At 55.6% G+C, this 24,769-nt stretch carries 20 protein-coding genes and 3 pseudogenes; 17 read left to right on the top strand and 6 right to left on the bottom strand.

Features of this window, described 5'->3' with window-relative positions:
• Positions 1–776 precede the first annotated feature (776 nt).
• Positions 777–1,070: a helix-turn-helix domain-containing protein gene (locus BSG17_RS26380; RefSeq protein ID WP_139246737.1), complete on the top strand. Its 294-nt coding sequence runs from the start codon at positions 777–779 to the stop codon at positions 1,068–1,070.
• A 134-nt stretch (positions 1,071–1,204) separates the two neighbouring features.
• Here BSG17_RS26380 and BSG17_RS20520 read toward each other — a convergent pair whose 3' ends face one another.
• Positions 1,205–1,570: a nucleotidyltransferase domain-containing protein gene (locus tag BSG17_RS20520; RefSeq protein WP_089827268.1), complete on the bottom strand. Its 366-nt coding sequence runs from the start codon at positions 1,568–1,570 to the stop codon at positions 1,205–1,207.
• Positions 1,571–1,924: 354 nt separating this feature from the next.
• Positions 1,925–3,187, bottom strand: coding sequence for a tyrosine-type recombinase/integrase (locus BSG17_RS20515; RefSeq protein ID WP_089827267.1), 1,263 nt, complete (start codon positions 3,185–3,187; stop codon positions 1,925–1,927).
• A gap of 473 nt (positions 3,188–3,660) precedes the next feature.
• On the opposite strand from BSG17_RS20515, the gene BSG17_RS27235 reads away from it, so the two are divergent.
• Entirely contained in the window at positions 3,661–4,161 is a 501-nt protein-coding gene (locus BSG17_RS27235) for a hypothetical protein (RefSeq protein ID WP_170864890.1), read from the top strand.
• Positions 4,162–4,230: 69 nt separating this feature from the next.
• Here the strand turns inward: BSG17_RS27235 and BSG17_RS20510 are convergent.
• Positions 4,231–4,441 (bottom strand): annotated as a pseudogene (locus BSG17_RS20510) (IS5/IS1182 family transposase); the annotation flags it as partial.
• Between the two features lie 547 nt (positions 4,442–4,988).
• Between BSG17_RS20510 and dgoD the strand changes: the two are divergent.
• Positions 4,989–6,140, top strand: coding sequence for a galactonate dehydratase (dgoD, locus tag BSG17_RS20505; RefSeq protein WP_089827266.1), 1,152 nt, complete (start codon positions 4,989–4,991; stop codon positions 6,138–6,140).
• Positions 6,141–6,561: 421 nt separating this feature from the next.
• On the opposite strand, the gene BSG17_RS20500 is transcribed toward dgoD, so the two are convergent.
• Positions 6,562–7,326 carry an IclR family transcriptional regulator gene (locus tag BSG17_RS20500; protein ID WP_089827265.1) on the bottom strand — a complete coding sequence of 255 codons (765 nt, stop codon included), beginning with the start codon at positions 7,324–7,326 and terminating at the stop codon, positions 6,562–6,564.
• A 279-nt stretch (positions 7,327–7,605) separates the two neighbouring features.
• Between BSG17_RS20500 and BSG17_RS20495 the strand changes: the two genes are divergently transcribed.
• The 8 genes from BSG17_RS20495 to BSG17_RS20465 all read left to right on the top strand — a co-directional run bounded on the left by BSG17_RS20495 (position 7,606) and on the right by BSG17_RS20465 (position 15,463).
• The gene (locus BSG17_RS20495; protein WP_089827264.1) at positions 7,606–8,631 is read left to right on the top strand and encodes a zinc-dependent alcohol dehydrogenase family protein; all 1,026 of its coding nucleotides are present in this window, start codon (positions 7,606–7,608) and stop codon (positions 8,629–8,631) included.
• A 43-nt stretch (positions 8,632–8,674) separates the two neighbouring features.
• Positions 8,675–10,090, top strand: coding sequence for an extracellular solute-binding protein (locus BSG17_RS20490; RefSeq protein WP_089827263.1), 1,416 nt, complete (start codon positions 8,675–8,677; stop codon positions 10,088–10,090).
• Between the two features lie 45 nt (positions 10,091–10,135).
• Entirely contained in the window at positions 10,136–11,086 is a 951-nt protein-coding gene (locus BSG17_RS20485) for a carbohydrate ABC transporter permease (protein ID WP_244531642.1), read from the top strand.
• Positions 11,086–11,967, top strand: coding sequence for a carbohydrate ABC transporter permease (locus tag BSG17_RS20480; protein ID WP_089827262.1), 882 nt, complete (start codon positions 11,086–11,088; stop codon positions 11,965–11,967). Before BSG17_RS20485 ends, BSG17_RS20480 begins: the two co-directional genes overlap by 1 nt.
• 97 nt (positions 11,968–12,064) lie before the next feature.
• Positions 12,065–13,243 carry an ABC transporter ATP-binding protein gene (locus tag BSG17_RS20475; RefSeq protein ID WP_089827261.1) on the top strand — a complete coding sequence of 393 codons (1,179 nt, stop codon included), beginning with the start codon at positions 12,065–12,067 and terminating at the stop codon, positions 13,241–13,243.
• 124 nt (positions 13,244–13,367) lie between these two features.
• Positions 13,368–13,511, top strand: a complete 144-nt coding sequence (locus tag BSG17_RS26370; protein ID WP_139246736.1) for a hypothetical protein — start codon at positions 13,368–13,370, stop codon at positions 13,509–13,511.
• 36 nt (positions 13,512–13,547) lie between these two features.
• Positions 13,548–14,375 carry an IS5 family transposase gene (locus tag BSG17_RS20470; RefSeq protein ID WP_089827260.1) on the top strand — a complete coding sequence of 276 codons (828 nt, stop codon included), beginning with the start codon at positions 13,548–13,550 and terminating at the stop codon, positions 14,373–14,375.
• A 227-nt stretch (positions 14,376–14,602) separates the two neighbouring features.
• The gene (locus BSG17_RS20465) at positions 14,603–15,463 is read left to right on the top strand and encodes an SMP-30/gluconolactonase/LRE family protein (protein ID WP_089827259.1); all 861 of its coding nucleotides are present in this window, start codon (positions 14,603–14,605) and stop codon (positions 15,461–15,463) included.
• Between the two features lie 41 nt (positions 15,464–15,504).
• On the opposite strand, the gene BSG17_RS20460 is transcribed toward BSG17_RS20465, so the two are convergent.
• The gene (locus tag BSG17_RS20460) at positions 15,505–16,455 is read right to left on the bottom strand and encodes a mannonate dehydratase (protein WP_089827258.1); all 951 of its coding nucleotides are present in this window, start codon (positions 16,453–16,455) and stop codon (positions 15,505–15,507) included.
• 143 nt (positions 16,456–16,598) lie between these two features.
• On the opposite strand from BSG17_RS20460, the gene BSG17_RS20455 reads away from it, so the two are divergent.
• Positions 16,599–17,483, top strand: a complete 885-nt coding sequence (locus BSG17_RS20455) for an NAD-dependent epimerase/dehydratase family protein (protein ID WP_089827257.1) — start codon at positions 16,599–16,601, stop codon at positions 17,481–17,483.
• A gap of 75 nt (positions 17,484–17,558) precedes the next feature.
• Positions 17,559–18,758 (top strand): AGE family epimerase/isomerase, encoded by a 1,200-nt coding sequence (locus tag BSG17_RS20450; RefSeq protein WP_089827280.1) that lies wholly within the window; start codon positions 17,559–17,561, stop codon positions 18,756–18,758.
• Positions 18,759–18,934: 176 nt separating this feature from the next.
• Here BSG17_RS20450 and BSG17_RS20445 read toward each other — a convergent pair.
• Positions 18,935–19,360: pseudogene (locus tag BSG17_RS20445) on the bottom strand (hypothetical protein); the annotation flags it as partial.
• A gap of 1,116 nt (positions 19,361–20,476) precedes the next feature.
• Here BSG17_RS20445 and BSG17_RS26365 point away from each other — a divergent pair.
• From BSG17_RS26365 to BSG17_RS20420, 4 genes and pseudogenes are all read left to right on the top strand, one after another.
• Positions 20,477–20,590 (top strand): annotated as a pseudogene (locus tag BSG17_RS26365) (IS5/IS1182 family transposase); the annotation flags it as partial.
• Between the two features lie 179 nt (positions 20,591–20,769).
• The gene (locus BSG17_RS20430; RefSeq protein WP_089827255.1) at positions 20,770–21,573 is read left to right on the top strand and encodes an IclR family transcriptional regulator; all 804 of its coding nucleotides are present in this window, start codon (positions 20,770–20,772) and stop codon (positions 21,571–21,573) included.
• A 291-nt stretch (positions 21,574–21,864) separates the two neighbouring features.
• Entirely contained in the window at positions 21,865–23,064 is a 1,200-nt protein-coding gene (locus BSG17_RS20425; RefSeq protein WP_089827254.1) for an iron-containing alcohol dehydrogenase, read from the top strand.
• Between the two features lie 118 nt (positions 23,065–23,182).
• A complete protein-coding gene (locus tag BSG17_RS20420; protein WP_089827253.1) occupies positions 23,183–24,697 on the top strand; it encodes an aldehyde dehydrogenase family protein in 1,515 nt (504 codons plus the stop codon).
• Positions 24,698–24,769: the final 72 nt, after the last annotated feature.

Below are 24,769 nucleotides of genomic sequence, written 5' to 3'. Positions count from 1 at the left end.
AGACGTTGCTGCAACGCGCCACGACTCAGGCACACGCACTGTGTGCATGCAGTATCGGACCACTGGGTCCACTCTTTCCTGTCCAAACCTGCCCGTTGCACACAGCGTGGTCGTTATAGCAGTTGAACGCTCACGAGTCACCGCCGGCAGTCTGCACGTAGCTCAACAGTCGGCTGGCATACTGTTTTCTGTGGTGGCGTCTGTAGTCAGGATATGACCAGTGCACAACGAGAGCGGCTTGGCCGTCTCGCCGGCATTGTGGGAATCCTCATTTCACTGTGCATCATCTGGCTTGGGCTCACCGGCGTCATCTGATCGGTACAGAATCTCGAGTCCGACTGTCTCCGCTGTTCCTTGCAGTGAGATTGAGTGTAGCGTCGCCCACCGCGACGTCAGTACTGTGCATGTACCCACTGCGGCCACCGTCGGCGCCGACGTTGCAGATGTACGCGCGAGGACACTCCACGCCGTCGCCGCCATCTCACTCGCGGCACGTCGTCGCCAGGTCGGTGCCGAGTCCCCGGTTCGCTTACCCGCATCTCCACCTGTCGCATTTGGTCGACACCCCTACTCAAGCGCTCGTCTGACACCCCCGTCTCGACTGTATCAACTTCTGGAGACGTTTGTCGTCGACACCCACCTGCGAAGCACCGCTTGTTCGACACCCCATCTGGCCAGCGTTCACCTCATACCCCGCCTTATTGTGTCGGCGGTTTCGACAAAACCGGTTACTAATGCATTAAGACCTATACTAATTCAGTGCGAAGGACCCCACAATGAGTGACACTAACGACGATGAATCCAGTATCGAGACTGTGACAGGTGTTCGGCGGTCGGCCCTCGAAGCAATCGCCTATCTCGGTGGAGACGCACCCGTCCACGACATCATGAATGCGGCCGAGATTGCCGAGGGCTCACGGACCTATGTGTTCCGCCCACTGCGTGAACAGGGCCTGATCAAACAGAGCGGTGAGGCGGATCGGGGAACGCGTGGCCCGCCGGGGGCTGTCTATCGACTCACCGACGCTGGCCGTCAGGTACTCGACGAACATGTTGATGCAATCCCATGAAGCAGGCATAGTACAGCCGATTAATGACAAGCGCGTCAGAGAGCTGTGCATCCCGTGCACCCTCGGCATCCGTAAGCGCTTGGTGGGCTTGCCGGAGTTGATCTTCGACCACGGCGTTGCCGGGGTTTTCACCATCAGGCATAGGAGCGCCCCCCAGTGACGACACTTCTGATGAAGGGGTTGCCCTCGTGCTGGTGGCGTTCGAACGCCGTCTCCGAAAGGATGTGAAGCTCGACAACAGGCCCGTATTCGAGCATCACGTCATAGGCAAGGTCACGGAGGGAGTCGGCAATGATATCCTGATTGGTATCGTCACCGAGGACAACGAGGACGTCAACGTCGCTGGCAAGTCCACGAGTTTCGCCGCGAACCGTTGAGCCGAAGACGTACAACTCGGCGATTTCATCGCCATGCTGAGACCGCGCTTGGTCGACGAACGCCTCTGCTGCGACGGCGTGGGCATTGGCCGACGTAGATCCGTTCGCGGTCTCGTTGCTCATATACGTGGCTACGTTCTTCGGTGTCATTTATTTTCCCCTGTGAACCTGCCCCGAGGTCAAGCCTCGGGGCTTCCTGCTTCTACGACGCGCTTTGCATCCACCCGTGAAGGAGTAGAGCGGCGTCGAAGTCTCGAATTCTTTCTCTAGTTCGTGTTCGTTTCTCTTTTCGAGTGCAGTTCTGGTTGTACACTTTACAAAACTATTTGTATAACCGAGGACCTAGTCTACTGCCGGCTGGGACTGTAATCTGGTCTGTGCCTCCTAGGAAGGTTACGAGGGGTGACCTCTCATTGATTTGCTGTGTCCCACTGAATGATGTCAATCACTCCCCTCAAACGCAGCGGCAAGTTGCTCTCACATATACTCTCGCCGCAACTGCCGCGCACGTGCATCTGAGAGATAGTTCTGCAGGACGACATCGGCGCTTGCGCTTCCCTGTTCGGCCGAAATCTCGTCGAGACTCCCAAGAACGACGTCGAGTGACGACGAATATGCGTCGTACCAGAACCGCCGTCCCATCTTCGGTGACGGAGTCTCACCGTCGATTGTCTCGGGCAATCCAGCACGATCGGAAAGTTGTCCAAACCGATTCCAGACTGTCCAACGTGAAATGTGTCTTCTCGATGCGTGCGGCGACGGAAAGAGATAACCGCTCCACTCATCAGTGTCAGCGGTCGCGGCGAGGCGGTCTTCGAGAACCCCCCGTCCGTAGAGGAGCGACACCTCCCCCGGGCCGTTCTTCCGCTCTTCGAAGACGATGAACGGGACGTCCTCATCGTTCGGGTCAAGAACGAACTGTCGGGTGTGGAGTCGAGCGACTTCACCCGATCGAAGTCCCCACGCATAGAGTGCAAGCACGAGCAGCCATTCTTCGATATCCGTTGCTGCGTGGTAGAGCGCTCGAACGTGCTCTGCGTCAAGGCAAGGTGTATCGGCGTCGTTGCCACCGTTCCCATTCGACCAATTGAACTCGTCGCCAAGGCCGTCGGCAGGATTGATGGCGGCCCATTTTCGCCGCACTAAATGCGCGTACCAGTTCGAGACCGCGAGATGGATGCGACGCTTAGTCTGCCCGCCGTCGAGATCACCGTGGAGTCGGTCGAACGCTGCCCAGCAGGCGTCGACCGCTTTGTAGGCTGGGACGTCACTCTCGCGTGCGATTGGCGTCAGGAGATCGTCCGTCTCGTTTTCGTTACGGTAGGCGCTCACGTAGCGATTCAGCCGATAACGGAGAGTGTCAATTGATGACTCAGCGAGACCCTTGCGCTCTCGTCTTGAGGTTAAGAACGATTCGAGTGCTTCGATAGTCCGTTCGTGCTCGGTCGCCCAGTTGTAACCCGTTTCCTCGGGTTCGAGCCCCAAGTCGTCGGACCAGAAGTCTCCGAACGTGGTATCATGGTACTCTCGAAGGGCGTAGAGTAGGGGCCGGAAGTCGTGTTCGCGCACCCAACTGTGCGTTAGCTTCTCTTGGGTTGAATCGAGGCCATCAGCTTCCATTGCTGGCGCGATAACAGCCCAGTATGTGTCGACGAATTCCTCGCGCTCAAGGAACGTCCAGGAGACGCCGTCAACGTTGTTCCAATCTCGATTTTGAGGTGAGTGTGCTGGCTCACTCACAGATGACACACCATCGTTTCCAGTAAAGTTGGTTCCGAACCCGGGGTAGACGCCTCGGTGAGGGGGTTCCTGATTTTAAGCTCGTCATTTTCTGGGTAGAGCGACTTTCACTCAGATACAATATGGGTTTTGGGGACAAACAGACTGTTGGAGTCTGTGTGAACTCCAAAAATAGATGCCACGAACGGTTTCTAGCAAGTAAACCCCATGACGCTACACCAAATCTGGTGCCAGACGTCACCACAACTTCGGAGGATGATTTTGATGCGTGCCTTCTGTTCAGTCTCAAAGACGGTGAGATAGGAGCCTTCTACGGTTCTCAATTTCACCGTTTGAGAGTGCGATCAAGCCTACACGGTGAATTTTACCAAACGGGTCGGCCCTACGATTCAAGACTGCTGTCAACTCACTATTCCGACTGCTGAATCGCTGTCGCCAATAATCTATATGCAAGAAGGTCTTTAGCTAGCTCAATGAAGATAGTGCCGGAGCTTGATTTGGACGGATTTTCTGATGAACTTAAAACGACGGCTACGCTTATCCGAGAGTTCACCTCTCAAGCACCGCCAGCAGTGCGATTGACTCTCACGAATATTAGCTCCACTCAACACGAGGTGTTTACAGGATTCACACCTCCATTTAGTCAGTATGTACTGCATCAATCCAGCGGAGCAGAGGAGAATATGTGTATTGTAGTTCCGTCCTCCTACCCCCGCGCAGACGATGTCGTGGTTCCAACCGCTATGGAAGAGGGATGTTGGACCGCTGAAGACATACCCTCAATACTCGAAACTGGAATGATAAAAGAGCTTGATTCTGGAGAAAGCATTTCTGAAGTATATACAGTCCTCAATCATTCGTCGAATGATTCTTGCTATCCGGTAGGTAAATATACCTCTCTGGACCAGATTGCGATCGATGACCAAGAGAACGAAAGTGAAATCTCGTTCGCAATAACAGTAGTCGAAGGATAGGCCCGCTTCACCTATACCGTGATGTTCAGGGAGGTTTCGATTGATTCTATCAAGATCCCCTTTCGAGTCGTCCTGATAGTAGCAGTGCAGAAAGCCTCGCAAGAGTTCTGATGATTCGCGAACTCGTGCTCGCCCCCCAGACAGAGGGGAGAACACATCGTATGCTCTCAAAAACTCGAACTCAAGGTGCTCGAATAGCGGTACTGTCTCGGTCGCCGGTGCATTCCAAAAACTCGTCGACTGAAGTAACGTCTCGCAAGATTGGGATTGTATTGGACACACTTCCGCACCTACTGCTTTGTGTGACACCTTTTATGACACGCTTCTCTATCAACAATCTACCACACAGGAACGTTACTATAATTTCGTGCGATCGAATCAAGCCCTCGACAATCGTACGCCCGCCAAGTATCGGCCAATAGTTGTTTAAGAGATTTGATGTTACGAATCTATGGTTGTAATGGTTTGCCTGCGACTGCCGAATTCTCCTTGGTCGGTTGTAGATCGTACCTCCTGAACACGCTTTTTAAGGGCCAATCACAGGTTCCGTGAAATCATGCTGATGTGTATCGTTTACACCATCAAGCAGCTCGTCAACCAGTAAAATCACGCGCTGTATGGCGATTCAATAGAGTCGTTCCTATAGACCGTTCTTAGAATATGACATCATCTAACACTATGGGTCTGGGATGAGTCTGTGACACATTGTAGTGGGGTGAAGAGGAAATCAAAATCTGTGAGGAACACAACAAAAGAGCTAATCGGATAATCCATCATATACACCGGGAGCCTGCCCATTCAAGTATCCTCATCTTCATAGGACAATCATGAAAATAGTTGACTACGAACTGTTTGCCGTTCCCCCACGATGGTTATTGCTTAAACTGGAAACAGATGAGGAGATTGTCGGGTGGGGCGAGCCGATTGTTCAGGGACGACTGGAGACTGTTCGGACTGCCGTTACAGAGCTCGTAGAGGGGCACCTCCTAGCGGAGGACCCGCTTCGAACAGAGTATCTCTGGCGGAAGCTGTACCAGGGCGCCTACTTCCGCGGTGGGCCCATATTAATGAGCGCTCTATCCGGCATTGATCAAGCACTCTGGGACATCAAGGGACGTTACCATGAGGTGCCAGTACACCAACTCCTCGGTGGGCACGTTCGAGACCGGATGCTTGTCCATAAGTATTTGAGTGGAGATAGTGCTGAAGAACTCGCCAGAGTGGCCGTTCGAGACCGCGAACGAGGCTACCGAGCGTTCAAAACCAACTTGCCAGATGAGTGCCGTCCACTATCGGCACCTGCTAGGATAGATCAAGTTGTTAAGCAGGTTGCAGCGATTCGAGATGCTGTTGGCGACGAAGCGCTGGTCGGGTTTGATTTCCACGGTCGCGTCTCGAAGCCGATGGCCCTCAATCTCTTGCAGCAGCTAGAACCGTACGATTTAGCGTTCGTTGACCAACCACTACTCCCGGAGCACAAGGAGATGTTCAAAACGCTTAGCGATCAGACAACTATCCCGCTCGCAACGGGAGAACGGCTCTACTCCCGATACGAGTTCAAACAACTGCTAATCAACGATTCTGTCTCGATAATTCAACCGGATGTTTCTCACGTCGGTGGAATCACTGAGATGCGGAAACTCGCTTCATTGGCAGAAACCTTTGATGTGGCTGTCGTTCCGCACTGTCCGCTGGGTCCTGTCGCGCTCGCTGCCAGTCTCCAAGTGGGGTTCTGCTCACAGAATGTCGTTCTCCAAGAGCAGGATCTTGATGTGCACGACCCCAAATCGAGCCAGTGGCTCGCATATCTTGACGATCCCGAGGTGTTCAATTTCGAGAATGGTTTTATCGAACGATTGACCGGCCCTGGACTCGGTATCGAACTTGACGAGGAATTCATCCGCGAGCAGGCACAAACACGGGTAAATTGGCACAGTCCCATCTGGCATCACGAAGATGGTAGCCTCGCTGAGTGGTAATACACCTGCAGAACATATTCACTCATTGATATACTCCTGCGCCTGAAGACGTCTCCAGAACGCTCCGCGTTCTGGTGGGCGAACGAGACGCAATGCGTCTCGTCAACGCAGGAATCCTGAGCTTTGGAGTTTTCAGGTTTACAGTTCCATCGAGCATCCGAACGGTGAGAATCCGTAAGAATCGAGAGCGCGAAGCTCCTCGCGACGTTTCCGTTTGCCGCCCACAGTACACCCTCCATTTACCATGGCGAAGAGATTGGCACTACGAACGCCAAGTGTGAGGATATCGCCTAACGCGACGACTCGATGATAATTGGGGGCGTTGAAGACTATCTTGTTGTGGGGGGAGGGATTTTCCGGATGAACGGTATAGATCTTGGAACTTTCAAAGGTTCGAGATCGCGTATTGGATGTAAGAAACCTACCTTGCTAAGTCGACCTGTATTGATTTGGCTGTGCTGATGACTTGGCCAGTAATGTCCTCTTCAAGATACCGCCCATTCAGTCTGCTGCTTGGACCACAGACACCAATCGCAGCTACTGGCTCGCGCCCATCGAGGTCGATCGTTGTTGCGACCCCAACAACGTCCACGAACTGTTCTCCTCTGGAAAACGAAACGCCACTCTCACTGATATTCCTGAGTTCGGAGTTAAGCGTCTCGGGGATCGTCACTGTCTCATTCGTCATTCTGGTAAGTCCATGTTCTTCGATGATGTCGTCGACACGATCTTGCTCAAGCGACGCAAGAATGGCTTTCCCAGTTGCATTGACGTGGAGTGGCATCCGACTACCACAGGTATAGTCAGGCATCCACGATCCATTGCCGACAGCAGTGTAGACACAGACGCCGAGGCCATCCTCTTCGATAAACAACGTTGAGACTTCACCTGTTACCCGAGCGAGATTCTCGATATGGTGTCTGGCCTGTGTGAATACTGAGAGGCCTCTCCGAGCGTCTTCTCCGAGTTTGAGCAGTCCGAGTGAGGGAAGGTATCGTTGCTCTTCCTTTTTTATGTATCCGAGTTCAGAGAGGGTACTGAGGTGGGTGTAAACTACTCCCTTTGAGAGTCCGACTGCATCCGCAAGTTCGGTCACCCCCATCGACTGTTTGGCCTCCAGTAGTTGTTCTAAAATCCGGAACGAGTTGACTGTCGCCTGTACTCGTTTTGTGGTATTTTCACCCATCTATGCTTCGGGTGAACTACCTGTACCTATTTAGTATTTGTTCTCCAGAGAAAAACACAGATGGCAGTAGAGGCTCGGGTCGACTGCTATACTACCTTCATGAATCATCATTTTAATAATATTACTTAGATATATGTTGTGGATTTTACGTGCGTTCTTCTCTGCAAAACAAGTACAAAGCGCCGAAAACCTGGGTTTAGAGCACTGTGAGATGCTAATCAACAATCCGATGCGAACGTTTATGTACCTCTTTGTCTTGCCACTGATTGGCGTAATACAATGAAGGCCGCCACACTAACTGACGCCCACACGGTGGAGATCGACGATACGGAGCGACCGGAACCAGGTCCAAACGAGCTCCTCGTCAAAATCAATGCCTGTGGCGTCTGCACGACAGATTTACACATGTACAGTGGATCGCTCACGGTCGACTATCCGATGGTGCCTGGTCACGAAAGTGCCGGTGAGGTCGCCGCTGTCGGTGAGGAGATTGACGACTTCCAGACTGGTGATCGAGTAGCGATCAATCCTTCGATTCCTTGTAACGAGTGCCGGGCGTGCAAGTCCGGACGGGAGAACCTCTGTCACGACCTCACCTCTCTTGGTGGAGCAGCCAAGCACATCATTGACGGCGCGTTCGCGGAGTACGTTACCGTCCCAGTTGGGAACGTTGAGTCCATTGACGACCTCGACTACCGGACAGCGTCGTTCGCTGAACCGCTGGGATGCGTCATCAACGGTATCGACCAGATCGATTTGACTAGCGGTGAAACCGTGGTCGTAATCGGTGGGGGGTTTATCGGTCAGTTGCTCATCCAGACATTGCGGACCAGTGGTGCCGGGACCATTGTCCTCTCAGAACCGGTTGCTGAGCGACGGGAAATTGGCCGCAAGATTGGAGCCGATCACGCTGTAGACCCAAGTGACGAGAATCCAGCGACTGCCATTCCGGACCTCGTCGGCGACGTCGACGTTGCTATCGAGGCTGTTGGATTCCCTGAGACCATCCAGCAGGCGTACGCGCTTACAGGGCCAGGCGGGCGAACGCTCATCTTCGGTGTTCCCCCTGAAGACGCGACTGTTGAGCTCTCGCCGTTCAACCTCTTCTTCGAGGAACGGGAGGTCGTTGGGAGTTACTCGCTCACGCCGAACACATTCGCGCGGGCGGTGACGCTGCTTCAGAATGGTCGCATCGACGTCGATACACTCGTCACCGACGAGTTCGGCCTCGATGGCATTGAGACGGCATTCGAGCAAATGGAGGCTCGCGAAGGCTTGAAGAAGGTCGTCTACCCCAACCAGTAGCGCAGCACAGAGTGACTGACTAACTACAGAACAACAGACACACATGACGAAAAAATTCGAGAGACGGACATTCATAAAGACGGCTGCGGGCGCCGCGGCTGGCACTGCACTCGCTGGCTGCACACGCGGTGGAGAACAGGCCCAGGGCGGCGGCAACTCGTCCGGAAACGGCGGGAGCGGGTCGGACGAACTCGTTATCCCGCTTGAGGAGTATCAAAATGCAGACATCGACTGGAAGCAGTTCGAAGGGTCGAAAATCAACATCGGTGCGGTCCAGCATCCGTGGGTCGAAACGATCAAACCCGCGGTGCCGGTGTTCGAAAAACTCACCGGCATCGACGTCGTCTGGAACATCCTGCCGGAACAGCAGTTCCGGACCAAGCGGCAGACTGACGTGAGCACCGGTGCCGGCCAGTTCGACGTCTTCTTCATGGACCAAGTCGTCAACCAGTTCCGCGAAGAGGGATGGCTTCAGACCCTGGACACCTACTTCAATGACGAGAGTCTGTTTGATGAGGACTGGTGGAAGCCAGACGACCTCTTCGAGTCCTCGCAGTGGCAGGCCCACGGTGGCGGCTACACCGACAAGTGGACCGGCATCCCGATCACCGTCGAGGTGCAGACCCAGTTCTACCGGAAGGACCTCTACGAGAAACACGGCCTCTCGGTCGCGGAGGACCTCGAAGGCTTCGTCGAGAACGCGAAGACGATCCACGAGAACGAGTCGGACGTGGTCGGGACGGTCGGCCGCGGCCAGAAGGGGTACGGGATGAACATCTACATTCTGAACACCTTCCTCCGTCAGAACGACGGCAAACTCTGGACGGACTTCCCCACCGACTCCGGACTCGACACTGACCCTGTCATCAACGCGGCGAAGTGGTACACGAACCTGCTCCGGAACTACGGTCCGCAGGGAACGTCCACGCAGAGTTGGTCTGACGTGCTCTCGACGATGCAGGAGGGTCGCGCCGGTCACATCGTCGCCGACGCCAACCTGTTTTGGCCCGGCCTGACGGGCGGGGACTCACAGGTCGCCGACTCTATCGGCATCGCGAAGGCACCGGCACCGTCCGACGGCACGTTCGGGCCGAACGCCTACAACTGGCAGATCTCCACCTCGAAGAACGCGAAAAACTCCAAACAGGCGTTCCTGTTCATGTTGTGGGCCTCCTCGCAACCAACGAACGATTGGATGCACCTACAGAACGACGCAGCGTTCTCGGTGCGGCAGTCAGTCTGGGAGAACGACGAGTTCCAATCACGCGTTGGAGAAGACTTTGCCCAGGTTACGCTCGAATCCCTGAAGCAAGCACAGCCCGACCCCTTCGACCGGAAATATCCTGAATGGGGCCAGCGTTACTCCGAAGAACTCCAGCGGGCCATCGCTGGGCAGAAAGCTCCGGAGGTAGCGATGAAGCAAGCAGCGAAGGTCGCAGAAGACATCTACAGCGAATGACCCGACTATGTCCGGAACCGCATGCGTAACTCCAGTGACAGACCAATGAGCACATCAGGACAAACACAGTCACAGACACAGGCAGAACCGACGCGGGAGTCGAGCCACGGCAGGCTGCGCCAACTGTGGAACGACTACCTCCCGTACTGGTTCGTAACACCGATGGTGCTGGTTATGGTGATGATTACCTTCTTCCCCGGCGCCTACGACCTCTACCTCAGCGTCATCGCGGAGCCCACGATGGACGTCTTCGGGGCCGATTTCGTCGGCCTGAGTAACTACGAGACGGCGTTCACGCGCGGTGGCGCGATCCACTCGTTCGTCATCACCATCACGGTGGTCGTCAGCGCGCTCTTGCTCGAGAGCGTCCTCGGGTTCCTCCTCGCAGCACTCGTCGCCGGGGTGGAGTCCTCGCGGGCGAAGTCGTTCTACCGCGTCCTGTTCATCATCCCGATGGCGGTCGCGCCCGTCTCGCTCGCGACCATCGGCCGCATCATGCTCAACAGTGAGATCGGCGTCATCCCGTATCTGATAGAGGCGGCGACGCCCTTCGCGGCGCCGGCGTTCCTCTCTGAGATCCCGCTCCTGACGGTGATCCTCCTCGATACGTGGAACTGGACGCCGTTCATGTTCATCATATTCTACGCCGGCCTCTCGTCGGTGCCCATCACGCTGATCGAGGCGTCGAAGGTCGACGGCGCACCGCTGTGGCGGCGCTACGTCCACGTCATCATCCCGTACATGAAGCCGGTGGTGTTCGTCGCCACCCTCATCCGGATGATCGACCTGTTCCGGACGTTCGGCGTCGTCTACGGGCTGACTCAGGGCGGCCCGGGGACGGCCACACAACTCGTGAGCATCAACATCTACGAGCAGATGTTCATCAACAACTCGTCGGGGGTCGCGGCCGCCATCGCGGTCGTCTACCTCGTCTTCGTGGTGGCGATCGCGAACATTGTCATCGCGAAGGTCGGCTTCGAGGGGGTGTGGGACTGATGGCGACCGAAGACCAGACGTTCGACTCCGCGGGCTCCCAGCGGCTAGACAAAGACACCAAGGAGACGCTTGTGAAGGTGGCTCGCCACGCCATCCTCCTGGGATGGTCGGTCGTCGTCCTGTTCCCCCTCTACTGGCTGGCGTCGATGTCGCTGAAACCCCCAGGGGCTGCGAACCAGCTTCCGCCGGACTGGGTGTTCCTGCCGACGGTGTACAACTACATCCGACTCGTCCAGGACGGAGCGTTCCTCACCGCCTTCGCTAACAGCCTCATCATGGTCGGGGCGTCGGTAATCCTCGTCCTGCTGATCGGCGTGCCCGCCGCGTACGTCCTCTCGCGGTACGACCTCCCGATGGAGCGAGACATCCTCGTGTGGATCCTCTCCTCACGGATGCTCCCGCCGATCGCCGTCGTCATCCCGTTCTTCGTCATTTTCCGGGCGTTCAACCTGTTCGACACCCGCATCGGGATGGTGATCATGTACGTCAGCATCAACCTCTCGCTCGTGGTGTGGGTGATGAAGGCGTTCTTCGACGGCATCCCCGAGACGCTCGAGGAGGCCGCCCGCGTCGACGGCGCGACCCAGTTCCAGGGCTTCATGAAGGTCGTCCTTCCGGCGGCCAAGCCCGGGATCTTCTCGGTCGCGATCATCAGCTTCATTTTCGCGTGGATCGAGCTGCTCTTCGGCCTCGTGCTGACGAGCTTCAAGGCGGTACCGGTGACGCTGTTCGTCTACTCGTTTATCGGCTCTCGATCTATCGAGTGGGGGATGCTCGCGGCCGCCTCGACGGCGATGATCATCCCCGTCGTCATCTTCCTGATTGCGGTGAACAAGTACCTCGCTGCCGGTCTCAGCTTCGGTGTGGTGATTAAAGAATGAGTACGAACACGACAGAGAGAACAGACGGACGCGACGCACAGGCCACCGACTACACCCCCGCGGCGGGGCCGTACAGCCGCACTGCGGAGGCACGCTAATGGCACGTATCACGCTGGATGACGTCACGAAACGCTTCGGAGAGGAAGGAGATTCGGTCGTCGCGGTCGACGACGTCTCGCTCGAAATGCAGGACGGCGAGTTCATCGTCTTCGTCGGTCCGTCGGGGAGCGGCAAGTCGACGCTCATGAGAATAGTCGCTGGGCTCGAAACGCAGAGCGAGGGGGACGTCTTCATCGAGGACACGGTCGTCAATCAGCTCGGACCACGCGCACGGGACATCGCGATGGTGTTCCAGAACTACGCGCTGTATCCGAACATGACCGTCGAGGAGAACATGTCGTTCGGGCTGAAGATGTCGACGGACCTCTCAGCGGACGAGATCGAACGGAAGGTGACCGAAGCCGCCGAGATGATGGGCATCGGGAAACTCCTGGACAACAAGCCCGGTGAACTCTCCGGGGGGCAACAACAGCGCGTCGCGCTGGGTCGAGCTATCGTTCGTGACCCGAACGTGTTCCTGATGGACGAGCCCCTCTCGAACCTCGACGCCAAACTCCGGACGACGATGCGCACGGAGATCAACCGTCTCCAGAACGAACTGGGCGTGACGACGCTGTACGTCACGCACGACCAGACGGAAGCGATGACGATGGGCGACCGTCTCGTCGTCCTCAACTACGGCGAACTCCAGCAAGTCGGAACACCGCTAGAGTGTTTCTACCGGCCGGCCAACGAGTTCGTCGCCGGCTTCATCGGGTCACCGTCGATGAACTTCTTCAAGGGAGACGTAGAGGGAGGGACACTCACCGTCAACGGCTTCGAGTACGACCTCTCCGAGCGGATGCTGTCGAACGTCGGCGACCGAGAGAGGGTGACGATGGGAGGCCGCCCGGGGGACTTCGACCTCTCGACCGATCCCGTCGGGACGAATAGTTTCGAGGTGGTCGTCGACGTTGTCGAGCCGATGGGCAGTATCTCATACGTCTACGTCCAGCCGGTGAACCAGTCTCACGACGAGACGTTTGTCATCGAGATCGACGGTCAAAAGCCCATCTCCGAAGGACAGCGGCTGTACGCCTACGTCCCGAGCGAGGACGTCCACCTCTTCGATATGGAGACCGGTGAGACGATCCACCAGCGAAAACTGAACGAGGACGTCGAAACGGTGCTGTCCCAACGGCTTCAGGATCAGGACGCAAGTGCGGGGGCCGACTGACTCCGAGAACGACTCTCTGTCGCTTTTGCCGTCTGCAGCGTCGATAGAGTAGCTATTCATCTATTCACACACGCTTCGATACGAAGCAATCGGTCGGCCCAAGGATTCAGAAGCGTTCACCGCGATGCGAAATACAGTCTCCGATGAGCTTCACCGTCCGATCTATCACTTTACGCCGCCTGCAAATTGGCTCAACGACCCTAACGGACTCATCTACTGGAACGACGGCTCTGGTGAATCACTAGACGGCGTCGGTTTCGACCGTTAGAATTTGGAAGACGAAGCGGGAAATCGGCGATGCTCTATGTCGAAGATCTCCCGCTTCACGAGCAAAGCCGTCACGTTAGCTAAAAACGCTGTTGGTGGCCGAGGCGAAGTCGCCGCCCCCGAAGGGGGTGGCAGCTTCGCCGACTACGCCCTCGTGTCGCTGCACTGTCTGCGGGTTTACCTCGATGAATCGTGCCGCAACGCACTCGATCTGCTGAGCGAGATGCCGCATATTCTTGGGGAGATTGGCCTCAAAGAGGGCGATCTCCCTGACCACTCGACGCTGGTTAAGGGGTTTGATAGGTTCGAGATGAAGGTCTGGCGAGTGCTGCTCCGACTCTCGTCGGAGCTGCACGACCCCTCGGGTCACGCCACCATCGATGCCACGTTTTTCGACCGTGAAAACGCTAGCAAGCACTACTGCCGCCGAACGAATTATCGCGTTCAAACACGGAAAACGACCGCTCTCGTCGACACAGAAACTCAAGCGATTCTCGACGTTCACTGTACGACCGAGAAAACGCACGACACACAGCTCGGCTGGCAGGTCGCCTGCCGCAACGCAGGCGACCTGCACAGCCTCGCCGCCGACAAAGGCTACGACTGGATGGATTTGCGCGAGAAGCTGCGGGAAGAGGACGTGAGACCGCTGATTAAACATCGCATCTTCCGGCCCATCGACCACGCGCATAACGCGCGGGTCGATGGGCCTCGCTACCGCCAACGATCGATGTGTGAGACCGTCTTCTCGTCGATCAAGCGCACGCACGGCGACGCCGTGCGAGCGCGAACGTGGTATCGAGAGTTTCGTGAACTCGTCGTGAAATGTGTCGTTCACAACATCAAGCGTGCCGCAACACAGTGAAATCAACCGCTGTATGGCGATTCACTAGAACCGAATGAATATAACAATGTGCTATCTGGCCAAGAACACGGGAACAACCACACCCCCAAATCGCATTGGACGACCCGGACTCGGTAGCCATCGCAGAAGGTCACGACCTACATGAGCTAGAAAGTGGCTCATATCGAGACGCTCGTTTACTGGCTGTTTCCGTACCTTTTTGTAATAACTCGATGTCTCATCCTCGTATGGATATCCAACGAATCGTTGATACACGGTGTACGACGGGTGAAAACCCACTCTGGCATCCAGATCACGATGCCCTCTATTGGTGTGACATTCCGAACGGGGTTGTATACCGCTATCGCCCAGCAGTCGAAGAACATAGCATTGTTTACGAGACTGACGATGCCATCGGTGGCTTCACTCTCCAAGATGATGGCTCACTCTTACTGTTTGAATCTCGTGGTAAGGTACAGCGGTGGCAAGACGGCAACGTGCAAACGCTCATCGAGTCAATCTCACAGGAGACGGACTCCCGGTTCAACGACGTCATCGCTGATCCTCGTGGACGTGTCTTTGCGGGTACGATGCCTACAGACGACCGGTTGGGTCGGCTGTACCGATTCGACACTGACGGGTCGTACGAAGTCGTGTTTAAGGGACTCGACATCCCGAACGGCATGGGATTCACCGCCGATTACGAGACGATGTACGTCACCGAATCAGAGGCACGGACGATCCACCAGTTCGACTACGACGAAACCTCGGGGGAACTAACGAACCACGACGAATTTCTTACGACGTCGGATGAGCCGGGTGTTCCAGACGGGATGACGATCGATACGACCGGTGACATCTGGTCAGCCCGCTGGGATGGTCACGCATTGATTCAGTACACAGCGGACGGAAGAGAACTTGACCGGGTGGAGTTCCCCGCTAAAAAAGTCGCGAGCGTCACCTTCGGCGGTGAGGAGTACCGTGATATGTACGTCACGACTGCTGGAGGAGATAATCGAGAGTCCGAGGGTGACGGAGCGGGAGCGTTGTTTCGACTCTCTCCCGATGCTCAAGGCCGTGAAGAATTTCGGTCGCGAATCGACGTCTGATCGCAGTTATCCCGTCACACAATGCTGTCTCACTATTCCAATTATTCTTCGAGAAGTCCCTTCATGTACCCGACTGCGAAGAGTTTGCCCTTGATGTGATACCCCGGGAGAGAGTTGTCTTCGCCAGCCATCGTGGGGACGTGGTCAGGGCGGATTGGGCCGTCGAAGCCGACATCCTTGTACGCCTCCATCGCGGCCTTCATGTCAGTTGGTCCCTCGTCGTGCCATACTTCGACGAAATCGTCTGCAGGGCCGTCGACGTCGCGGAAGTGGACAAAGTTGATACGATCGCCGAAGTGCCGAATCGTGCTTGGGATGTCGACGCCCATCGCCGAGAAGTTCCCCTGACAGAACGTAACGCCGTTGTGTGGTGAGTCGTATAGGTTGAGAGCGCGGTCGTATGCGTCAACACTGTTGATGATACGAGGCATCCCACGAACATCAGAGATCGGCGGGTCATCCGGGTGGAGTCCGAGGTACACCCCGGCCTCCTCCGCAACGGGAACAACGCGTTCGAGGAAATATTCGAGGTTCTCCCAGAGGTCCTCTTCGGTCGTCCGCTCAGCTGCGGGTGGTGTCGGTCCACGACGCATCTGGCTGTCGTCATAGGCACTCGTGAGCGAATCTCCACGAATGGGGGTTGTGACAGACGTACGCGCCCACCGAAGACCTGCCATCCAGTCGTAACATACGACGTCAACACCGAGCTCGCCGAGGTTCCGAACGAGCGTACAGAACTGCTCAATCTCTTCGTCGCGACCATCGAGAGCGAGACGTGTCTTGTCAGTTACCGGAACGCTCCCTTCGAAAGCAGCTGGCTCGATACCGTGGTCACGGTACGTATTGACGATTCGGAGTAGTTCGTCATACTCGTAGGGACGAGAACCGTCACCGATCTCCAGAGAGTGGAAGACAGCGTGATTCACACCTGCTTGTTTTGCGAGCGTCCAACGGTCGTCTGGCTCTGGTGGGAGCACGAGCGAGATGTCCATGGTACGTGTTCGGTAGTTTGGACCAGTACTCTTAGAGCTTATCATCAAGTCATATATGAACGGATTCCACCGATCACGGACTAACCTTCGCAACTACTCCCCCTTTCGGTGGCTTTTAGACCGCAACAACCGACCGTTTGTGTATGCCAATCTCCACCATAGCGGTGACTGGCGGGAATGGAAAAATTGGACGAGCAATTCTCGAAGACCTCTCCGAACATGGATACGAGACAGCGAACATTAGCCGAGGCAAACGCCGTGAGGAGGTTTCGGACACGTACATCACGACTGACCTTCTGGACGCGGGTCAAACCTACGGTGCCTTAGCGAAGGCCGACGCCGACGCCGTCATCCACATGGGGACGATTCCGGACCCCTACAGCTATCAGGAGTACCGAACGTACGAGAGTAACACACTCTCTGCAGTGCATCTTCTCGAAGCTAGCGAGGCACTTGGTCTCGAATCGTGCTGTCTCGCGTCGAGCATCAATGCGATGGGTGCCGAGCATCAGCAGCGGCCACCACAGGTAGACAACCTTCCGATCGACGAAAACCACTCGCGGACTCCTGATGACATCTACGGTATCGCGAAACACGCAATGGAGGTTACTGCAGATGGATTCGGACGACGCCCCGATACGGATGTGACGATCTCGACACTCCGCTATCCGTGGGTACCGAACGAACAGGAAGTAGTTGAGAACTTCGCCGAAGCAGACCGGTCGATGGCCGCGCTTAAAAACGACGACCCCTGGAGTGGCCGCGACGTCATGTTCTCGTACATCCACATGGCTGACGCCACAGCGATTGCACGGAAGGCTGTGGAGGCAAACTATGACGGCCACGAATCGTTCTGGGCTGTCGCTGGCGATACGACCGCTGCGGTTCCGACGAGCGAGGTTGTTACAGAATTCTTCCCCGAAGCAGAGACCCGAGGGGAGTTTACGGAGTATGAGACGCTATTTGACCTCTCGAAGGCAGAACGCCTTCTGGACTGGAAACCCGAGCACAGCTGGAGAGACTACTGAGACTATGGCAATCAAAACCCGAGATACATCGCCTTCGAACTGTTCGACAAACAATACCCAAGTGGAGAGTGAATGATGATTGAGAATCACCTATATCGAGACGAACGATGGTTGCAGCAGCACGTGCGTAGCCTTCTGAACTTCTATTATCCAGATTGTATCGACCACCGATTTGGAGGATATATCTCACAGTTAAGTGACGTCGATGGCCACGTGTACGATGGCAAGAACAAGATGGTCGTGTCGACGGCCCGATTCGTCTACAACTTCAGCGTCGGTAAGATGCTGGGTGGTCCAGACTGGTGTCATTCTGCCGCTCATCATGGGGTGGACTTCCTCCTCGAAGCTCACAAACAGGATGACGGCGGCTACCCATGGCTGCTCTCAGGCCGCGATGTCACAGACGCCCAACGGACGTGTTACGGACATGCATTCGTCCTCTTTGCACTCTCGACGGCTGCAAAAGCAAATATCCCGCGAGCAGCGGACCACATTGATGAAACGTTCGAACTCATCAATGAGCACTTTTGGGAGGACGAGCACGGGCTCTGTAAGGGGAAACTAGACGCTGAGTGGAACGAAATTGAACAATATCGTGGGCAGAACGCGAATATGCACATGTGTGAGGCGATGATTAGCGCCTACGAAGCAACAGGCGAAGAAATGTATCTCGACCATGCATACACTATTGCCGAGCGACTTGCCTTGGACTTAGCTGATAAGGGTGATGGGTTGCTCTGGGAACACTACACCACCAATTGGGAACACGATTGGGAATACAATCGAGACCAACCGACCCACTTGTTTAGACCGTGGGGCTATCAGCCCGGCCATCTCATGGAGTGGACGAAGCTACTCCTGCACTTAGCTGAGTACCTCGACGAACAGTGGTTGGTCGACCGTGCACGGCATTTCTTCGACGCGGCGGTCGAATACGGATGGGACGACAACAATGGCGGGTTCGTCTACAACTTTGATCGAGATGGTGAGCCGATTGCATCTGAAAAGTATTACTGGAAACTCGCCGAAGGATTTGCCGCTGCTGCCCGCCTTGCTGAAGCAACCGATGATTCGACCTACTGGGAGTGGTACGACCGCATCTGGGACTACGCGTGGGAAAACATGGTTAACCAAAAATACGGAAACTGGTACTTCAAACTCACACCAGACAACCAGATTCACGATGATATCGACTCAACACCAGAAGTCAAAACAGGTTATCACTCACTTGGGGCCTGTTATGACGTGCTCCAAATGACTGCTCAAGACCTCTGAACAGGGATTACCGTTGGAGTGTAGGGCGGGCTCAGTGTGTATCCCCCCTATAGAGTTGGCTTTTGCGAATATGGTCGTAGAGCTACCTTTAACCCCACCGGGGTTTGTTTATCTAGTGTCGTATTATTCTCTGAAATGCTGTGGCAGATAGGTTATGAATATGGACGCGAAACGTACCCGTGGAGAAACGCAACCGCCGGACCTGTCCCATGACACTCGAACAACGCGACGTTAAGAATCTCTTTTGTGTCGAGGCCTATTGTAGTGTGCAACCAAGACCACTCACCGTTGATTTTGACAGCGGTCTCGTCGACCGCGACCCGCCTCGGCGTCACCTTCGGTGGGTCTAAAACGCTGTCAGCCAGACGATATACCCACTGGAAGATCGCTTGAAACGAGCGTTCTACGCCGAGGAGACGAAGAATCGCTTCTGTCTCTCTGAGTGAAAGCCCTGCAGCGTGGGGTCGGACGGCGAACGCCCTAACGGGCGTCCCCAGAAACCCACGGTTTCCGGTGTGCGAACGAGATGCTTTGCGTCTCGTTGATGTCGCCGTCCGCTCGCGATACCAACATTCGTCGAACTTCCGCTCCGACTGTCTGATTGATTTTCGGTGTGAGTATGTGGTAGTTCCTACACAAGCTTAGATTATCCGATTAATTCTATCTTATTCGTTATTCACACTTGTTACTAAAGCGGCTGATCTGAGCTCACTCTATTCTCCCCCCCTCATACCAGTACTGACAATCTCGGTCCTATCTCGGGATAATTCTGACTTCTTCCGCTTTTTGAACTATAACACAATAAAAGAGCCACACATTCGCTTATTTGAGCAATATTTTCTAGGGCCGCCACGCCCAACCCAAATATAAATGTACTTATGGTTTGCTTTGAGGAGTGGAACTAATTGGACACTCTAGGCGAGAGAGAGAACGCTGTCTGGAGTGGCATAGCTATTGCACAGTCGTCCCACTGTGTGCGTAGTTCACAATGATTCAGCATGACGTCACCATCGTCGGTGGCGGTTGCGTCGGTCTCTCCTACGCACTCGCACGAGAGATTCAACATGTTGACCTGTACACAGGTCACGCTGTCTCGCGAATCGACGAGACGCCGTCGGGCTACCACTTGACGACAAGTAACAGTGCCATCGATACGACGTACCTTGTGAATGCAGCCGGCCTCCACGCTGATACGCTTAGCACAGCAAGTGGACGTCGGCGACGGCTATCAGGTGGTTCCCTTCCGCGGCGAGTACTACGAAGTCACGCCTAACCAGACAGACCTCTGTCGGACGATGATCTATCCGACGCCCGACCTGGAACTTCCGGCTCCTCTACTCTCTGTACGACCACTTGACGGGCCGAGCATGTATCCTTTCTGTTCGATGGTGTCGAATGCGCTCTAAGCGCCGATATACGCGCAGTCACGGGTGAGTTGGTGATACGGTCAGATGGGGAGTACATCGTGGCCATCTCGAACGGAACCAACTCCTGCCGCTCGGGAGCCACATCCAAGAACACATTACAAACCTATTAATGTAATTCCAGAGTAGAGCGTCGAACTGAGAGCGAGCCTTCCGTCTGTCGTCATGCGGTTGTCCGGTCAGTCGAACCGCCCACGATCTCGGCACCTTCTAGTTCGCACGTTCTCCCGGCGTCTGCTGTTTGAGAGCGTGTCATAGAAAGCGTCACGTACGAGGCCGCAGGGCGTGGGAATTGTGTCCAGCAAAACTCAAGACCTGCAAGACGTAGCTTCGGGAGACGACTTCTTGAATGTCGTGGCGACCAAAACGGTGTCGCTGTTTGAGTATCTTGACTTCGAATTTACTTTGCGAACGGGAGCCAGCGAATTTCGTATGTCGAAAACAATGGGCTTGAGGGACATGGGGTCGGGCAGTAGTTGCCTCAGTCGAGATAATTTCCACGTTTTATTCTCCGAACCATTTCTTCGCAGCCGAGTCATTTTCCCTATTACAAACTACTATATAGGGGGCCATATTTACTTATGGGCATGATGAAGGACACTACCAAACACACAGTCAAGACGACTGAGACCTCGATCGATATTCTCGAAACAATCGAGCGGCGGGAGGATGCGACAGTAACCGAAATCGCGAATGAGCTATCACTCGCACCGAGTACCGTATACAAACACCTCGTAACGCTCGAGTCAAGAGGGTATCTCAATAAAAACGGAGAGCGGTACTCCCTCGGTTTTCGGTTTCTTAATCTCGGAGAGCATGCCCGTAACCGACTCACAGGTCATCGATTGATCGAAGAAGCGATTCAGAAGTTAACGACCGAGACCGAGGAGGAAGTGGACTTCACCGTTGAGGATCATGGTCGAGTAATCACTGTCTTGGAATCGTATCACAAATGGGTCAAGTACGCTGACGACGGAGCGGAACGGTACCGTGCGCGGATCGGTACGTACTATCACATGCACTCAACGGCAACAGGAAAGGCGATTCTCGCAGCGTATCCCCGCGAACGGGTCGATGCGATACTTGACACCTGGGGCTTGCCCGCACGCACGAATCAAACTATTACTGAGAGGACGGAACTGTTTGCCCAGCTTAAACGAATCGACGAACGCGGATACGCAATCGACGATCAGGAATACACTGACGGGCTACGGAGCGTCGGGATGACTGTTAACGGACCGGCGGGCGGTATCGTCGGAGCGATCAGTGTGTCCGGCCCCAGCTATCGACTTCAGGGGGATGTGCTCCAAACGGTGATCCCCACCGTCCTGGAGGAAGTCGTCGACGATCTCGAGCGCGAACTCACCGAACTCTACACGCACGATTGTTGAGAGTGATATCCTGACTGAATCGCGGATCGATTATCAGGCGGTTCGATCGAAGTGAACGCCGCGAGTTGTCTGCTTCCCGACCGCTGGGTTTCCGAATACGAAAACGGGCGAGATTCCGAGCAAACTGCTTTTCGGGGTCGCTGACTATTTGTTGCTGTCGTTAGTTTTATGTGAACGAGCAAAGTACCCTCGTCTGCGCATGGTAATGACAGACATTCATATAGCGTCCGTCTCCAGTACGGACCAGGCGTGTAGCTCGGGTATCGAGTGTTTGCGAACCGGAGGAAAACGATGAGTCTCGAGGAGTACACCCTAACGTTTCCAATCTGGGTCGAATTCGGAACGGGAGTCAGTCAGAAAGCGGGTCAGCTCGTCGAGTCCCAGGGATGGAAGAAAGCGCTCATCGTCACCGATCAGGGAATTATCGACGCCGGTCTGCTCGACGGTATCCAATCTGCTCTTGAGGAGAGCGGAATCGAACAGACGGTGTACGACGAAGTGGAACCAAATCCGACGACGGGGATGGTTAACGAGGCAACGGCGATGGCGAATCGCGAAGGGTGTGACGTCATCGTTGCCGTCGGCGGGGGGAGTTCGATCGACGTCGGAAAGGGAGCATCCCTAATGGCGACGAATCCAGGAGAGGTCGCCGATTACGAGGTCACGTCAGCCGAAGAGGTGGCCGAAGAGCCGATCGAGAACCATCCGCTTCCCCTGGTTACGGTTCCAACGACGGCCGGAACGGGCAGCGAAGTGGATTACTGGGCCGTCATTACGGACGAAGAGCGGGAGTTCAAAATGGCGCTCGGGCAGTCGCCGCTGTATCCGGGGAGTCCATACCTCGGTGCGGAGATTTCGCTCGTCGATCCCGCCATGACGGAGTCGCTACCGCCGAGACAGACCGCTGCGACCGGATTCGACGCGTTTTCCCACGCTCTCGAGAATCACGTCTCCGCGGCGTGTCCGCCGATCGTGAAACCAATGACCAGGCACGTGCTCGGTCTGGTTCCCGAATACCTTCCGCGAGCGTACGAAGACGGGGACATGGAAGCTCGAGAGCAGATGATGTTCGGATCTCACGTGGCCGGGTTCTGCGAGAACTTCGCCGGATTCGGTGCGGTTCACTCGCTGGCCGAAACCACCGGTGGAATGTACCCCTCGATTCCACACGGAGAAGCGATCGCCGCATACACGACCGCGGTGATGCGATACAACCTCGAGGCGGTCCCGGAACGATACGCGGACGTTGCTGAGGCGATGGGTGTGGACACGTCTGATCTTTCGACTGAGGAGGCAGCGATGGAGTCTGTCGAAGCCGTCGAGAGACTCATCGACCAGGTCGATCTGCCGTCGAGTCTCCGCGAACTCGGTGTCGCCGAAGACGATCTCCCAGAGATCGCCGAGAAGTCACTCGATACGATCGAAATTCACGACAATCCCCGCGACGCCGACGCCAACGATCTCTTGGAGATCGCTCAGGACGCCTACTGAGTAGCGGTTCGTCCGCATCCGATCACTCACAATTTTTCTGCAGCCTCGATTGGCAAAGCTCATCATGGTATTGCCACCCAAAAATCTAAGAACGTTCGTATCGAACGTCCTATCGCTAATGGTAGCACAGACATTCAGCGGATCGATACGAGAAGCGCACGCAGCGGCGCGAGCGGAAGTGAACGAGATCAGTGACTGGGACGCGTGGATAGACGGAAGGGGATATTCGAGTGACGAGCAACTTGAGACGACCGATCCGGTCGTCGGTGAACCAATCACGACGATTCCGCGGTGTGATGCCCGAGACGTCGATAGAGCGGTCGACGCGGCGTGGGAAGCCTACGAGACCCAGTGGGCCGAAACGACGCCTCGAGACCGATCGAAGTTGCTGTTCGAATGGACGGAGAAACTCCGAGATCATGTTGACGAACTCGCGCTACTGGAGTGCGTCGACACCGGGAAACCGCGTTCCCAAGCGCGCGGTGAAGTCGAGGGGGCCATAGACACGATCGAATACTACGCGTCGATCTGTCGGGCGGAGGACGGACGCCAGATAACGACGGGCGACGATCTACACCTCTATACGAGGAAGGAACCGTACGGCGTCGTCGGACAGATTCTCCCCTGGAACTTTCCAATCTGGGCCGCCGCGTGGAAGCTCGGACCCGCGCTGGCGGCCGGCAACGCCGCTGTTCTCAAGCCGTCAGCAGACTGTCCACTGACGGCGATACGAATCGCCGAACTATCGGAAGGAGTCTTTCCCGACGGCGTTCTCAATATCGCCACCGGCACCGGGTCGGAAGTCGGGGCGGCGATAACCGATCACGAGGATGTCCGCAAACTCTCGTTTACCGGTAGCGTGAGTGTTGGAACGAACGTAATGAAGGCTGCCGCTGACAACGTTACGCCCGTGACGCTCGAACTGGGCGGGAAGTCGCCGTTTTTGGTCTTTCCCGACGCGGATCTCGGCAGAGCTGTCAATGCCGTCGCGGACGGAATTTTCTACAGTACGGGCGAGATCTGCGACGCGTTCTCCCGAGCGCTCGTTCACGAAGAGATTCGGGACGAATTCGTCGACCGTTTTGTCGACGCGGCCGAATCGTACGTTCTGGGAGACCCGCTCGACGAGGAGACGACAATGGGGCCGTTGACGTCGGAAGCACAGTACGAAACGGTCACTGACTACATCGAACTCGGGAAAGAGGAGAGTGCAACGCTGCTCACCGGTGGTGACCCCCCGGAAAACGAAGAGCTTCGAGACGGATGGTTCATCGAGCCGACGGTGTTCGGCGACGTCGAAAACGATATGCGTATCGCCCAAGAGGAGATCTTCGGGCCTGTTCAGACGATTAATACGTTTTCGGACTACGACGAGGCAATCAAACTCGCGAACGACACGCAGTTCGGATTGGCTGCCGGGGTCGCTACCGAGCGAACTTCGATCGCTCACAACGCCGCAGCCGATCTCAATGCAGGCCTCGTGTACGTGAACGAATATGGTCCGATCCTCCCAGAAGCTCCGTACGGCGGTTTCAAAGCATCGGGTATCGGAAAAGACCTCGGAACGGAGGTCCTAGAACACTATCAGCGAACGAAGTCCGTTTATGTCAATCTCAGCGAACCCACGTTGTAATTAGTTTAGGTAATTAGTGTAAGCTACCGGCCCCGGTGACGGGAAGTCGGTATATCATTATTGTATTTCGCT

It is taken from the genome of Halogranum amylolyticum (genome assembly GCF_900110465.1).
GTDB classification, from domain to species: domain Archaea; phylum Halobacteriota; class Halobacteria; order Halobacteriales; family Haloferacaceae; genus Halogranum; species Halogranum amylolyticum.
The sequence above is the reverse complement of the archived record's forward strand: the minus strand, read 5'-3'. Positions and strand labels throughout refer to the sequence as shown.